Here is a 13,846-nt window from a genome sequence, read left to right as displayed (position 1 = left end):
AATCGGCCCGCTCGCAAGGGCGTTCCGGGACACGGCGAAGGGCCGCCTTCCGGTACGGAAACCGGCGGCGGCCCTTCGTGTCGAGCGGCCGGGCGACCGGACGGGAGCCCTTACGGGCCCGCCCCGGTTCGCGGCGAGGGCTCAGCGGACCTCGGTGACCTCGGGGCCGCGCTGCAGCTTCTCGATGCCGCCGGCGAACCGGGAGCCCTGCTCCGTCGTCTCGTCCTGCTTGACGCCGTCGGGCACCATCTGGGCGTCCTCCGGCAGCTTCAGGACGATCGGGTCGCGGGGTGCCATCGGGGCGTCGCCGCGCACGACGACCGTGTCCTGGAAGATCTGCTCGAGCAGCCCCGCACCCTCGGGCTGGACCGCGCCCTGGCCGGAGATCACACCGCGCAGGAACCAGCGCGGGCCGTCGACGCCGACGAAGCGGACGACCTGCACGCCGTTCTTGCCGTCGGGCAGCTGCACCGGCACCTGGGCCCGCAGCTCCCAGCCGAGAGTGCCCTCGGTCTCGTCGATGACACCGCCCTGCTTGGTGATGCCGGAGGAGATCTCCTCGCGGATCTCGTCCCAGATGCCCTCGCGCTTGGGCGCGGCGAACGCCTGGAGCTGGATCGCGCTGTCCTTGAGGACGACGGTCGCGGCGACGATCGCGTCCCCGGCGACCTCGACCCGCAGCTCCATGCCCTCGACGCCGGGCACGAAGAGCCCGCCGAGGTCGACCCGGCCCTTGGTGGGGTCGCCGACCTCGGAATGGTCCCAGGGGCCGTCCGGGCGGGGGGCCGGCGGCAGCTTCGACCTGGTCACCTCCGCGGAGGTCTCCTCGGCGTCCGCGGAGCCCTCTGCGTCGGCGTCCTCGACGGCATCCTCACCGGTCTCGATGTCGTCCTCGACACCCTTGGGCTTCTCGTCCCGCTTACGACGACGTCCGAACACGTCACTGTCCCTTCAGGTCGGTGCTCTTGTCCGCACCGACCGCAGCGTTATGAATGGTGCTGTGCAGAGCCGGCGGTCGTGTCGGCTCCGCTGCCGGAGGTGCCGGTCGAGCCGAAGCCCCCGTTGCCCCGGGCCGAGCCGGGGAGTTCCGCCACCTCGTGGAAGCTGACCTTCTCGACCTGCTGAACGACGAGTTGGGCGATGCGGTCGAAGCGCTCGAACCGCACGGTCTCGCGCGGATCGAGATTGACCACGATCACCTTGATCTCCCCACGGTACCCGGCGTCAACCGTGCCCGGGGAGTTCACCAGTGCGACTCCGCAGCGGGCCGCGAGGCCCGAGCGCGGGTGCACGAAGGCGGCGTAGCCGTCGGGCAGCGCGAGGGAGATCCCGGTCGGCAGCACCGCCCGCTCGCCCGGGGCGAGTTCGGCGGACCGCGTGGTGACCAGATCGGCGCCGGCGTCGCCCGGGTGCGCGTACGAGGGCAGCGGCACCTCGGGGTCGACGCGGGCGATGAGCACGTCAACGGGCCTGTTCTCGCTCACGGGTTCACCTCGAAGGCGCGCGCCCGGCGCACCTGGTCGGGATCCTCCATGGCCGCGCGGATCTCCTCGTCGCGGCCGTTGTCGATGAAGTGCTCGACCTTGACCTCGATGAAGAGCGCGTCCGCCCGTACCGCCAGGGGTCCGTCGGGGCCTCCGATACGGCCGGTCGCGGAGCAGTAGATCTTGCGTCCGTCGACGGCCCTGACCTGTGCGTCGAGGTGCAGCACGGTCTCCACCGGCACGGGCCGCAGGAAGTCGGTCTCCAGGCGGCCGGTGACCGAGATGACGTGCATCATCCAGTTCAGCGCGCCCAGCGTCTCGTCGAGTGCGGAGGCCAGCACGCCGCCGTGGGCGAGGCCCGGCGCGCCCTGGTGGTCGGGGGTGACGGTGAACTCGGCGATGACGTTGACGCCTTCGCCCGCTCGCGCCTGGAGGTGCAAACCGTGCGGCTGACCCGTGCCGCAGCCGAAACACTGGTCGTAGTGGGAGCCGATCGGCTCCCCCGGCGCAGGTGCTTCGGGATGGCGTTGCGGTGCGAGCGCCCCCGGCGGGGGCGTCAGCGAGGTCTTCGGTGCAGTCACGAGTGCAGACCCTACCGCCGTGCACAGTGCGGGGTCGCCACCGTGCCAAGCTGGACCCATGCAGCACTTCGACGAGCGTCTGACCGCTCCTGGTTTCTGGTGGTTCTGCGCGGCGATGCTGGGCGTGGTCTGCGGGTTGACCCTGCTCCCCATGGGCCTGCTTCCCGCACTGGTGGGGCTGGTGGTGGGCGGCGCCCTCGCGCTGCTCGGGGTGAGCTCGTACGGGGCGGTGCGCATCCGCGTCGTGGGCGGCCGACTGGTCGCGGGCAGTGCCCGCATTCCGGTGGGGGCGCTCGGCGAGGCGCGGGCGCTGAACCGGGAGGAGGCCGCGGCCTGGCGTTCGCACAAGGCCGATCCGCGAGCGTTCATGGTGCTGCGGGCGTACGTGCCGACGGCGGTGCGGATCGAGATCGTCGACCCCCAGGACCCGACGCCCTACGTCTACCTCTCCTCGCGCCGGCCCAAGCGGCTGGTGTCCGCGCTGGAGGCCGCCCGCTCCGAAGCGGAGCACGAGGGCGGCGGATCGGGGACGTGCGCCGAGGCGTCGGCCGCGGCTTCGTAGGGCTGCTGCCCGGCGCGGCGGGGATCGGTTGACTCATCGGCGGTGCGCCGCGAGCCCCGGTCCGTTAACGAGACCCCTCCGACGGCCGCCCGAACGGCCCGGCAGTGCTCGGGAGTTGAACGTGCTGCGCGGGGCCCGCGAGAGTGCGGGGCGGTCGGATGCGGGGTGTCGCCGCGCGGGGCGCCTCAGGGGCCGTACGCGCTCTGCTCGGGCGCGCAACGCGCCCGGCTCACGCAGCCTTCACCAGCGGACGGCCCTGAGCCGCGCCGGAACTGCGGTGGTGGTGCGGTGCCGCGGGAAGTGCTGCCGCGGGAATACGAGCGAGGCTTCGCAGCCTCGCTCGTCCTCACCCGCTCCTCGGCCGGGACGGTCAACTCCGGCCGGACAAGCCGAGATCGCGCCGACCTCAGGCCGCACAGTCGCGGCAGATCGGCTGACCGTTCTTCTCCTCCGCCAGCTGCGACCTGTGGTGCACGAGGAAGCAGCTCATGCAGGTGAACTCGTCCTGCTGACGGGGCAGTACGCGGACGGACAGCTCCTCGTTGGAAAGGTCCGCGCCGGGCAGCTCCAGCCCCTCGGCCTGCTCGAACTCGTCGACGTCGACGTTGGACGCGGACTTGTCGTTCCGCCGCGCCTTCAGTTCCTCGATGCTGTCCTCGTTGGCATCGTCATCGGTCTTGCGTGGAGTGTCGTAATCCGTAGCCATGGTGTTCTCCCCCTCCGGGTTGCTGTGGTGTCTCAAGCGGTCGTAACGCATGAGAGGCCGGACTTGTGCCCGACCTGAGGCGGAGATTTTGCCTCACATCAAGGTCTGTTACTCAATCGACACCCAACCACCCCTCCGAAGAGGTGGGCAGGTCAGCTGCCGTACGGGCCCTCCTGGACCCGCACCGGGCTCCGCCAGACGCCATCCCGGGTACTTCCCGCGATCACGACCTGCGGAAACCTCGGTTATCTGACGATTTGAACCAACCGAACGGTCACGCAGCGTGGGCCGTCCGCAACGTCACATGTGTCCTCGATCACAAGGTGCCCGACTCACGCCCTTCGCATGGAAATCGTCCGTTTCGCTCTAAGCCTCGAAACCGCCGGGGATGCACTGTGCCAGACGTCGCCGACTTCCGCACACGGAATCAAACCGGCAGGACAACGCGCATCACCAGGCCGCCCTCGTCCCGGGGCTCGGCCGTAATGGTGCCACCGTGCGCGCGCGCCACCGACCGCACGATCGACAAACCCAGTCCGACGCCTTTGTCACTTCCGGTACGTTCCGCCCGTAGGCGGCGGAAAGGTTCGAAGATGTTGTCGATCTCGTACGCCGGTACCTGGGGGCCGGAGTTCTCCACCGTGAGGACGGCCTGCCCCGGCCTGGCCCGGGTGTCGACCGAGACCCAACCGCCCTCGGCGATGTTGTAGCGCACCGCGTTCTGGGTGAGATTCATCGCGATCCGCTCCAGGAGCACGCCGTTGCTCTGCACATACACCGGCTGCCGGGCGCCGCGCAGCTCCACCCCGCGCTGCTCGGCCTCCGCGCGCACCTGCTCGACGGCGTGCGAGGCGGCCTCGGAGAGGTCGACGGGTTTGCGGTCGACGATCTCGTTCTCGCTGCGGGCGAGCAGCAGCAGCCCCTCCACCAGTGCCTCGCTGCGCTCGTTGGTGGCCAGCAGGTTCTTGCTCAACTGCTGTACCTCCGCGGGGGCTCCGGGGTCGGAGAGCTGGACCTCCAGCAGCGTCCGATTGATCGCCAGCGGGGTGCGCAGCTCGTGCGAGGCGTTCGCGACGAAGCGCTGCTGCGCGGTGAAGGCCCGGTCCAGCCGGTCCAGCATCTCGTCGAAGGTGTCGGAGAGCTCCTTGAGCTCGTCGTCCGGTCCGTCCAGCTCGATCCTGCGGTGCAGGTCGGAGCCGGCCACCTGGCGCGCGGTGCGGGTGATGCGGCCGAGCGGCGAGAGCACCCGGCCCGCCATCACGTATCCGAAGGCGAACGCGGCGACGGCGACACCCAGCAGCGCCAGCAGGGAGCGTTTGAGCAGCGAGTCCAGGGCTGCCTCGCGCTGGATCTGCAGGCAGTGGTGGATGGCGTCGTTCAGCTCGTTCGCAAGTCCGGAGGAAGGCAACTGGCAGGCGTCGCTGGTCATCTCGACCCGCCCGCCGAGGATGCGCACGGACATCACCACCCCGTCGTTCATCGCCCGGGCGGCCAGCAGATAGATGATCGTCAGCAGGATGATCCCGGCGATCAGGAACATGCCGCCGTAGAGCAGGGTGAGCCGTATCCGGATGGTCGGCCGGAACCAGGGGGCCGCCGGTGGCGCGGGGTCCCAGGTGGGCTTGGGCGGGATGCCGGACGAGCCGGGCGGTGCGGAACCGGAGGGCAGGGTGGGGGGCATCGGCTCAGATCCGGTATCCCGAGCCGGGGACAGTCATGATCACCGCGGGCTCGCCGAGTTTGCGGCGCAGGGTCATCACCGTCACCCGCACCACGTTGGTGAACGGGTCGGTGTTCTCGTCCCACGCCTTCTCCAGCAGCTGCTCGGCGGAGACCACCGTGCCCTCGCTGCGCATCAGCACCTCCAGCACCGCGAACTCCTTGGGCGCCAGCTGGATCTGCTCCTCGCCGCGGAAGACCTCGCGGCGGTTGGGGTCCAGCCGGATACCGGCGCGTTCGAGCACCGGCGGCAGCGGCGCGGTCGTACGCCTGCCGAGCGCGCGGACGCGGGCGATCAACTCGGTGAAGGCGAAGGGCTTCGGCAGATAGTCGTCGGCGCCCAGCTCCAGGCCCTCGACCCGGTCGCTCACATCGCCGGAAGCGGTGAGCATCAGCACCCTGGTCGGCAGGCCGAGCTGCACCACGCGGCGGCAGACGTCGTCCCCGTGGACGAGCGGGAGGTCGCGGTCGAGCACGACGACGTCGTAGTCGTTGAGCTCCACCCGCTCCAGGGCCGCGGCCCCGTCGTAGACCACGTCGACGGCCATCGCCTCCCGGCGCAGCCCGGTGGCCACCGCGTCAGCGAGCAGTTGCTCGTCCTCCACGACGAGTACGCGCACGGTGCTGTCCCTTCCCTCACCCGGATCATCCGCCCTCCATCCTGCCCCGCACGCCGGTAAACCGGCTGTAAGTGACCGCGGCCGTACGGTGTTCCGGCCTGGTTCTCGGGCCTCGACGGACGGGGGCGGGAGGGAGATCACACACATTCTGCGGGAGTTGAGGTTTCTCTGAGGACCGGCGCGGGGATAACACCCGCACACTCAGGATCACGCCCGGCAGGCGGCATGCCCACAACGCGCTGACGACCGGTCACCGGAGCACCCGTGATCTGCGTGACCCACCCATACCCGGCACCGTCGGCGTGCCGCTTTCCACAGACGAGGGGGCGCACCATGGACGCGTTCACCGCAAGCCTCTTGCAGCGGATAAAGAGCACGGAGGACGATCTGCACCGAGCTCGGGAGTCCGGTGACGAGTTCCTCGCGGAGGTCGAGGAGGCCGAGCTGGACGATCTGCGCCGGCTCGCCAACGAGCACGGCGTCGAGGTCAGCGCCTGACGAGCGGTCGCGAGGGCCGCCGGCGGGGCCGGCTGCTCCGGGGCCGGCCGAGGCCCGAGGATCCGAGCGGCGACCGCGAGGTGGGGCCGCCGAGAGCGGAGCCGCCGCGGGTCGCTGAAGGTCGCACAGGGTGAGGGGTGCTCCCGGAGGTTCGGGAGCACCCCTCACTCGTGTCCGTACGGCGCGGGGCCCGCACTCGGCGCGGGCCCGGTCGGTGGGCCGCTGCCGGGCTGCGCGGGGTCAGTCGTGCCAGGCGCCGAGCTCGTCCAGGAGCGGCTGGAGCCGCTCGAAGACGCCGGGCGAGGCCGCCACCATCAGCTCGGGCCCGCCGATCTCGCCGACCCGGCCGCCGGTCAGCGCTCCGGCCTCCCGGGCGATCAGATCGCCGGCCGCGTGGTCCCAGGCCTGCGTCCCGCGCTCGTAGAACGCGTCCAGCCGGCCCGCGGCGACGTCGCACAGGTCCAGGGCCGCGGAGCCGGAGCGGCGGATGTCCCGTACGTGCGGCAGGAGTTCGGCGAACAGTCGGGCCTGGACCTCCTTGCGCTCCTGCACGTAGGCGAAGCCGGTGCCGACGAGCGCCTGGCCGAGTTCCGGCGAGGGGCGGCAGCGCAGCCGCTCGCCGTTGAGCCACGCGCCGCCGCCGAGCACCGCGTGGTGCACCTGGCCGCGGGGCGGTGAGGAGACGACGCCGACGATCCGCTCGCCGTGCAGTTCGGCGGCGATGGAGACGGCCCAGTCCTGGCGCCCGTACAGGTAGTTGACGGTGCCGTCGATCGGGTCGACGATCCAGCGCACCCCGCTGGTCCCGGTGGTGCTGGCGCCCTCCTCGCCGAGGATGCCGTCGTCGGGGCGGTGCTCGGCGAGGTGCGCGGCGATCAGCTTCTCGGAGGCCAGATCCATCTCGGTGACGACGTCGATCGGGCTGGTCTTCGTCGCGGCGACCCCCAGCGAGGCGGGGCGCTCGTCGCGCAGGAGGGCGCCCGCGCGTTCGGCCGCCTCCAGTGCGACGCGCAGCAGTTCGGCGTGGGGTGTGTCGGGCTGGTCGGTCACGGTCTCTCCTCTGGTTCCCGGCTTCGGCCGAACTCTTCGGGCGTACGGGGCAGACGTACGGATCAGACGTACGGGCTGTCGGCGCCGGCCGCCGCCGGTTTGGCGGTACGGGCGGGGCAGCAGCCCACTGGACACAGGTCGTGGGAGGGGCCGAGCGGGCCCAGTGCGCAGCGGACGGGCTCGGCGCCGCGCTCGGTGGCGGCTCGCTCCAGGACGAGCTCCCTGATGCCGGCGACGAAACGCGGGTCCGCGCCGACGGTCGCCGAGCGGACGGCCGGCAGGCCCAACTCCCGCGCCCTGGCGAGCGCTTCGGTGTCCAGGTCGTAGAGCACCTCCATGTGGTCGGAGACGAAACCGACCGGCACCATCACCGCTGCCGCCGCGCCCCCGGCGTGCAGCGCGGTGAGGTGGTCGCAGATGTCCGGCTCCAGCCACGGGATGTGCGGCGGGCCGCTGCGGGACTGGTAGACGAGCTGCCAGGGGTGCCGTGTCCCGGTCGCCTCCGCCACCCGCTCGGTGAGGGTGCGGGCCGCGTCCAGGTGCTGGGCGACATAGGCGCCGCCCTCGCCGTGCACCTCGGGCGGTCCCGAGGTGTCCGCGGCGGCGGTGGGGATGGAGTGGGTGGTGAAGACCAACTGGGCGTCCGCGCGCACCTCCTCCGGCAGTTCGGCGAGCGCCGCGAGGATGCCCTCGGTCATCGGCTCGACGAAGCCGGGGTGGTTGAAGCAGTGCCGCAGCTTGTCGACGCGGGGCGGGTTCAGCCCCTCCTCGACGAGGACGGCCAGGGACTCGGCGAGGTTTTCCCGGTACTGCCGGCAGCCCGAGTACGAGGCGTACGCGCTGGTGGCCAGCACCAGTACGCGGCGGCGGCCGTCGGCGGTCAACTCCCGCAGGGTGTCGGTGAGGTACGGCGCCCAGTTGCGGTTGCCCCAATAGACGGGGAGGTCGACACCGTGCTCGGCGAGGTCGGCGCGGATCGCGGCCAGCAGTTCGCGGTTCTGCTCGTTGATCGGGGAGACGCCGCCGAAGAGGAAGTAGTGCTGTCCGACCTCTTCGAGGCGTTCGCGCGGGATCCCGCGTCCTCGGGTGACGTTCTCCAGGAACGGCACCACGTCCTCGGGCCCTTCCGGGCCGCCGAAGGAGAGCAGCAGCAGGGCGTCGTACGGGTCAGCGGTCGCGTCGGACATGCCCCGATCCTCCCACTGGGAAAAGGGGAGCGATCACCGCCCCGGCACGGTTAGCGTTCGGGGCGGGCCGGCGAGGCGGTCGGCCGCCCGCGGTCCCCCGCCCGTACGCACGTCCGCACCCGCCCCGTACGCACCCCGTACGCACGCCCGTCGACCCGAGGAGCGCCCTGTGCCGAGCCCGTACCGGGCGATCTTCGCCGAGCCCGGGACCCGGAGCTTCACCGCCGCCGGTCTGGTCGGACGGATGCCTGTCGCCATGCTGGGCCTCGGCGTGGTGACGATGATCTCCCAGCTGACCGGGGAGTACGGACTGGCCGGGGCGCTGGCCGCTACGGTGGCGCTGTCGACGGTCGTGCTCGGCCCGCAGGTCTCCCGTCTGGTGGACATGCACGGCCAGCGCCGGGTGCTGCGGCCGGCGTCCGCGGTGACGGTGACCGCGGTGGCGGGGCTCACGCTGAGCACCGTTGTGGGCTGGCCGCCGTGGACGCTGTTCGCCTTCGCCTCGCTCGCGGGATGCATGCCGAGCCTGGGCTCGATGGTGCGGGCGCGGTGGACGGCGCTGTTCCACGACTCCCCCGGGCGGTTGCACGCCGCGTTCTCCTGGGAGTCGATCGTGGACGAGACCTGCTTCGTCCTCGGGCCGATGCTGGCGATCGGACTGTCCACCGCGTGGTTCCCGCAGGCGGGCCCGCTGGCCGCGGCCAGCTTCCTGGCCGTCGGGGTCCTCTGGCTGACCTCCCAGCGGGCCACCGAGCCCGTACCGGGGCCGCGCGGGGAGCAGGGAGGGGGTTCGGCACTGCGCACACCGGGGCTGCCCCTGCTGGTCGCGACGATGGTGATGCTCGGCGTGATCTTCAGCTCCATCGACGTGGTGACGGTCGCCTACGCCGAGGAGCGGGGCGCCAAGGCGGCAGCAAGTCTGCTGCTGGCCGCGTACGCCCTGGGGTCCGGGGTCGCGGGCGCCGCGTTCGGTCTGCTGCCGGTGGCGGACGCGGTCGGCAGGCGCTGGCTGCTCTGCGTCTGCGCGGTGGGTGCGGGCATGCTCCCGCTGCAACTGGCGGGCGGGCTGGCGGTGTTGGCGGCGGCGCTGTTCGTCGCCGGGATGGCGATCGCTCCCACCATGATCACGACCGTCGGGCTGGTGGCCCGGCTGGTGCCCCGGCGGAAGCTGACCGAGGGGATGACCTGGACGAGCACCGGGGCGACGCTGGGAATCTCGCTCGGGGCCTCGGTCTCCGGCTGGGTCGTCGATAGGGTCGGTGCCGACCGGGCGTACCTGGTGCCCGCGGTGGCGGGCGCGTGTGCGATCGCGGTGGCGCTGGTCGGTACTCGTCAGTTGCGGCGGCTCCCGGCGCCGCGGCAGCAGGAGCGGCACCAGCAGGAGGGGACGGACGATGAGCGGCATCAGCACGCTGACCGGAGCGGGCGGCACGAGGGACGCAACCTGGCGTAACTGGGCGGGGAACACGAGCGCGAGGCCGCTGCGCACGGTGGCACCCTCGACCACCGAGGCGCTGGCGGAGACGGTGCGGCGGGCCGCGGAGGACGGGCTGCCGGTCAAGGCCGTCGGTACCGGGCACTCGTTCACCTCGGTGGCGACCACCGGCGGTGTGCTGATCCGGCCCGAGCGGCTGACCGGTGTGCGCCGGATCGACCGTGCCGCCGGGACGGTGGCGGTGGCGGCGGGCACCCCGCTCGAGCAGCTGAACCAGGTTCTGGCCGGCGAGGGGCTCTCGCTGGCCAACATGGGCGACATCATGGACCAGACGGTCGCCGGCGCCACCAGCACCGGCACCCACGGCACCGGACGGGACTCGGCGTCGCTGGCCGCGCAGATCGTCGGCTGCGAGATGGTCACCGCCGAGGGATCGGTGCTGCGCTGCTCACCGACGGAGAACCCGGACGTCTTCGCCGCCGCCCGGCTGGGGATCGGCGCGCTCGGTGTGCTGACCGAGCTGACCTTCGAGGTGGAGCCGCTGTTCACCCTCACCGCCCGCGAGGAGCCGATGCACTTCTCCCGGGTGGTCTCGGAGTTCGAGGAACTCGTGCGGGAGAACGAGCACTTCGAGTTCTACTGGTTCCCGCACACCGACAACTGCAACACCAAGCGCAACAACCGCACCGACTCACCCGCCCGGCCGCTCCCCCGGGTACGGGGATGGGTGGACGACGAACTCCTCTCCAACGGAGTCTTCCGGGTCGCCTGCTCTCTCGGCCGGGCCGCACCCGCGACGGTGCCCGCCATCGCGCGGGTCTCCAGCCGGGCACTGTCGGCCCGCACCTACTCCGACATCCCGTACAAGGTCTTCACCAGCCCGCGCCGGGTCCGCTTCCTGGAGATGGAGTACGCGCTCCCCCGCACGGAGGCGATGAGCGCGCTGGCCGAACTCAAGGCCATGGTGGAGAGTTCACGGCTGCGGATCTCCTTCCCCGTGGAGGTGCGCACGGCGCCGGCCGACGACATCCCGCTCTCCACGGCGAACGGCCGGGACACCGCCTATCTGGCGATGCACGTCTACCGGGGCACCCCGCACGAGGCCTACTTCACCGCGGCCGAGCGGATCATGACCGCGCACGGCGGACGCCCGCACTGGGGCAAGCTGCACAGCAGGGACGCGGCGTACCTGGCGGGCGTCTACCCGCGCTTCGAGGAGTTCCTCGCGCTGCGCGAACGGCTGGACCCGCAGCGGAGGTTCGGCAACGACTACCTCAGGCGTGTACTGGGCGCCTGAAGCGGACCACGGCGGCCCGGGCAGGACGGGCGGGGCCCGCGGCGCCGCGCAGGCGCGGCCGGCCGGAACGGTGCACGGACAGCCGGCAGGCAGGCAGGCAGCCGACTCGCGGGCGGCGCGGTCAGCCCGCGCCGGGGCCGTCGCCCGTGCGGGGCCCGGGGCGGTCGGGCGCGGTCACTCCTGCGCCGCCGTCCTCATCGGAGTCCACGTCCGGGTCCGGGGCCGGGTCGGGGTCCGCCGGGGTCGTACCGCCGCCGCTCCCGCCGGGCGTGGGTGTGGGTGTGGGCTCTGCGCCGTCCGGACTCCCGTCTCCCGGCTCGGAGTTGTCGGCACCGTCCTGCGGTGCGCCGGTGGAGGGTGCTTCCTCCCGAGGTCGCTGCTCGGCTTCCCCCCGCTGCTCCTCGTCGTCCGGCCCGTCGTGGCCCGGTTCCGGGGACTCCCCGGGGGCGTCCTGCCCGGGGGCGTCCTGCTCCGAGTCGGAGGGCGATCCGCCCGATGCCCGGTCGAGCACCCGGCCGATCGAGGTCCCGCCGCCGCCCGAGACGGTGTGGCCCGACAGCGCCTCGTACAGGGTGATCCCACCCATCGCGACGACGAAGACCAGCACGGCCGGCAGCAGCGCGCGTCGCACACCTCGCCGCCGGGTGCCGTGGGTGCGCGCCTCGCCGTAAGGCTCGACGGGCGTCGCGCCCGCTCGCTCCGGCGGAGCCGGGTCGGCGACCGTACGCGTCAACTGCGTGCGCGCCTTGTCCACTCGTTCCGGTACGACCTCCGCCGTGGCGCGCCCAGGAGTCGGAGCGGCCTCCGCCGGAGAGCGACGAGTCGTCCGCGGGCGCCTCGCTCCGACCTCTCCGGACTGCTGCCTGACCTGCTCCCTGACCCCTTCGCCGGTACGACTCAGCAGATGCTGGAGCAGCGGACCGCCCGTGGTGGCGACCACGCTGATCACCCCGGCACCGATGATCGTGCCGTAGACGCCGAGCCTGCCGGCGATCAGCGCCGCGATGACTGCCGCGAGCGCACTCCCGGCCACCTGGGCGACGCTCACGTCAACGACCCGCTTTGGAGCGAGTTGTCGGCTGTCCGGGCTTTCCTCGGACAACGACCCGTTCACGGGCTCCTGTCCGGTTGTCCTGCTGTTGCTCATACCTCGCCTCGATCGCACACCTACGGCACCGCGCACGAAGTACGACCGATAAGCGACGGCGATAGTTCCGCTTCGCCCGATTCTGTGAGGCGTACCACCGGCACCACTCTCGACCGGAGTGCCAAGGAATCCCCAACTCCCCTGCACACGCACAAAATCGCAGCGTGCCGACTCACCGGGGTGTCCCCAATGGAGTAGTGTGAAGAAACCTGATCTCAACCTCGCTGAACTGCGTGGCACAGAGTGACGGCGAGTCCACACTTCCGTCACCGTCGGTGAAATCCGGTAACTGTGCCTCAGCAGTGACGAGAGGTGCGGGGTCGAAGACGCCGGGCACGTCGGCAAAACAGTGGCAGGCTGCACCCGGGCAGGCCACACTCGTCTACGCGGGAGCAGCGACGCACGTGACGTCGGCAGGCACCACCCGGGAGGTCCCCATGCCCGAACTGCGTGTCGTGGCCGTCAGCAACGACGGCACACGACTGGTGCTCAAGGCTGCCGACAACTCGGAGTACACACTTCCGATTGACGAGCGGCTGCGGGCCGCCGTGCGCAATGACCGCGCCCGGCTCGGCCAGATCGAGATCGAGGTCGAGAGCCACCTCCGCCCCCGTGACATCCAGGCCCGTATACGAGCGGGCGCCAGCGCCGAGGAAGTCGCGCAGTTCGCCGGCATCCCGGTCGAGCGGGTGCGTCGTTTCGAGGGCCCGGTGCTCGCAGAGCGCGCCTTCATGGCCGAGCGCGCCCGCAAGACCCCCGTGCGCCGTCCCGGCGAGAACACCGGCCCGCAGCTCGGCGACGCGGTCGCGGAGCGGCTGCTGATGCGCGGCGCCGACAAGGACCACGTCCAGTGGGACTCCTGGAGGCGGGACGACGGCACCTGGGAGGTGCTGCTCGTCTACCGCGTCGCGGGCGAGACGCACTCGGCGAGCTGGTCCTACGACCCGCCGCGGCGGCTGGTCCAGGCACTGGACGGCGAGGCGCGCGGGCTGATCGGCGAGACCGACGAGGCCCCCGAGCCCAGCTACCCGTTCATTCCGCGGATCGCCCGGCTGCCCAAGGAGCGTGCTCCCCAGGAGCGCGGCGGCGAGCGCGCGGAGTCGGAGCAGGAGACCGAGCGCGAGCCGCGCGAGAAGCCGCTGCGGGCCGAGCGGCAGATCGAGCCGAACGAGGACCGGGACTCGCTGACCAGCCTGCTGGAATCGGTGCCCAACTTCCGTGGCGACATGGTGGTTCCCGAGCCGCCCGCCGCCCGGGACGAGCAGGTCGAGGTCAACGACGAGGCGGAGCCGCTGGAGCCGCCTTCGACGGCGGTCGGCGCGGGTTCCGCGTACGCGGATGTGCTGATGCCGCGGTCGGTCGGCGGTCACCGCGACCGGCTGACCGGCACCACCGACCGCCAGGCCGAGGCCGACGGCGTACGCCCCGGACGTCGGGCCGCGGTGCCCAGCTGGGACGAGATCGTCTTCGGCACCCGGCGCAAGAAGCAGGAGTAGCGGCCCCGGCCGCACCCCAACGGCGGGCCCCCGCGCACCGATTCGTCGGAGCGCGGGGGCCCGC

The 13,846-nt window shown here is 71.9% G+C and carries 14 protein-coding genes; 5 read left to right on the top strand and 9 right to left on the bottom strand.

The features are described 5' to 3' along the window. Positions 1-141: 141 nt before the first annotated feature. Genes JGS22_RS22635 through JGS22_RS22625 form a run of 3 tightly spaced genes read right to left on the bottom strand, consistent with a single transcriptional unit; the run spans position 142 to position 2,065 of the window. Positions 142-939, bottom strand: a complete 798-nt coding sequence (locus JGS22_RS22635; RefSeq protein WP_211041401.1) for a DUF3710 domain-containing protein — start codon at positions 937-939, stop codon at positions 142-144. A gap of 47 nt (positions 940-986) precedes the next feature. Further along, a complete protein-coding gene (gene dut, locus JGS22_RS22630) occupies positions 987-1,484 on the bottom strand; it encodes a dUTP diphosphatase (RefSeq protein ID WP_211041400.1) in 498 nt (165 codons plus the stop codon). Continuing rightward, complete coding sequence (locus tag JGS22_RS22625; RefSeq protein WP_308405851.1) at positions 1,481-2,065, bottom strand: PaaI family thioesterase; 585 nt, start codon at positions 2,063-2,065, stop codon at positions 1,481-1,483. Before JGS22_RS22625 ends, dut begins: the two co-directional genes overlap by 4 nt. A 58-nt stretch (positions 2,066-2,123) precedes the next feature. Between JGS22_RS22625 and JGS22_RS22620 the strand changes: the two genes are divergently transcribed. Continuing rightward, positions 2,124-2,627 (top strand): DUF3093 domain-containing protein, encoded by a 504-nt coding sequence (locus JGS22_RS22620; protein ID WP_211041398.1) that lies wholly within the window; start codon positions 2,124-2,126, stop codon positions 2,625-2,627. A gap of 406 nt (positions 2,628-3,033) precedes the next feature. Here the strand turns inward: JGS22_RS22620 and JGS22_RS22615 are convergent, their stop codons facing one another. From JGS22_RS22615 to JGS22_RS22605, 3 genes are all read right to left on the bottom strand, one after another. Continuing rightward, on the bottom strand, positions 3,034-3,333 hold the full coding sequence (locus JGS22_RS22615) for a DUF4193 domain-containing protein (RefSeq protein WP_211041397.1): 300 nt from the start codon (positions 3,331-3,333) through the stop codon (positions 3,034-3,036). Positions 3,334-3,760: 427 nt separating this feature from the next. Continuing rightward, complete coding sequence (locus JGS22_RS22610; protein WP_211041396.1) at positions 3,761-5,014, bottom strand: sensor histidine kinase; 1,254 nt, start codon at positions 5,012-5,014, stop codon at positions 3,761-3,763. A gap of 4 nt (positions 5,015-5,018) precedes the next feature. Next, complete coding sequence (locus tag JGS22_RS22605; RefSeq protein ID WP_211038895.1) at positions 5,019-5,672, bottom strand: response regulator transcription factor; 654 nt, start codon at positions 5,670-5,672, stop codon at positions 5,019-5,021. Between the two features lie 333 nt (positions 5,673-6,005). Here JGS22_RS22605 and JGS22_RS22600 point away from each other — a divergent pair, with 333 nt between their 5' ends. Then, positions 6,006-6,170, top strand: a complete 165-nt coding sequence (locus JGS22_RS22600; RefSeq protein ID WP_211038896.1) for a hypothetical protein — start codon at positions 6,006-6,008, stop codon at positions 6,168-6,170. 240 nt (positions 6,171-6,410) lie between these two features. Here JGS22_RS22600 and JGS22_RS22595 read toward each other — a convergent pair whose 3' ends face one another. Next, on the bottom strand, positions 6,411-7,220 hold the full coding sequence (locus JGS22_RS22595) for an inositol monophosphatase family protein (RefSeq protein WP_308405850.1): 810 nt from the start codon (positions 7,218-7,220) through the stop codon (positions 6,411-6,413). A 62-nt stretch (positions 7,221-7,282) separates the two neighbouring features. Continuing rightward, positions 7,283-8,407, bottom strand: a complete 1,125-nt coding sequence (locus tag JGS22_RS22590; RefSeq protein WP_211038898.1) for a ferrochelatase — start codon at positions 8,405-8,407, stop codon at positions 7,283-7,285. Between the two features lie 169 nt (positions 8,408-8,576). On the opposite strand from JGS22_RS22590, the gene JGS22_RS22585 reads away from it, so the two are divergent. Together JGS22_RS22585 and JGS22_RS22580 are read left to right on the top strand one after the other, a co-directional pair. Next, positions 8,577-9,860, top strand: a complete 1,284-nt coding sequence (locus JGS22_RS22585) for an MFS transporter (protein ID WP_211038899.1) — start codon at positions 8,577-8,579, stop codon at positions 9,858-9,860. Then, the gene (locus tag JGS22_RS22580; RefSeq protein ID WP_211038900.1) at positions 9,802-11,139 is read left to right on the top strand and encodes a D-arabinono-1,4-lactone oxidase; all 1,338 of its coding nucleotides are present in this window, start codon (positions 9,802-9,804) and stop codon (positions 11,137-11,139) included. Before JGS22_RS22585 ends, JGS22_RS22580 begins: the two co-directional genes overlap by 59 nt. 121 nt (positions 11,140-11,260) lie before the next feature. Here the strand turns inward: JGS22_RS22580 and JGS22_RS22575 are convergent, their stop codons facing one another. Then, positions 11,261-12,187, bottom strand: a complete 927-nt coding sequence (locus JGS22_RS22575; protein ID WP_211038901.1) for an ICP22 family protein — start codon at positions 12,185-12,187, stop codon at positions 11,261-11,263. A 503-nt stretch (positions 12,188-12,690) separates the two neighbouring features. Between JGS22_RS22575 and sepH the strand changes: the two genes are divergently transcribed. After that, entirely contained in the window at positions 12,691-13,782 is a 1,092-nt protein-coding gene (gene sepH, locus JGS22_RS22570) for a septation protein SepH (protein WP_211038902.1), read from the top strand. Positions 13,783-13,846 lie beyond the last annotated feature (64 nt).

This window comes from Streptomyces tardus, assembly GCF_018101125.2.
GTDB classification, from domain to species: domain Bacteria; phylum Actinomycetota; class Actinomycetes; order Streptomycetales; family Streptomycetaceae; genus Streptomyces; species Streptomyces tardus.
This window is presented reverse-complemented; position numbering and strand designations above follow the sequence as displayed.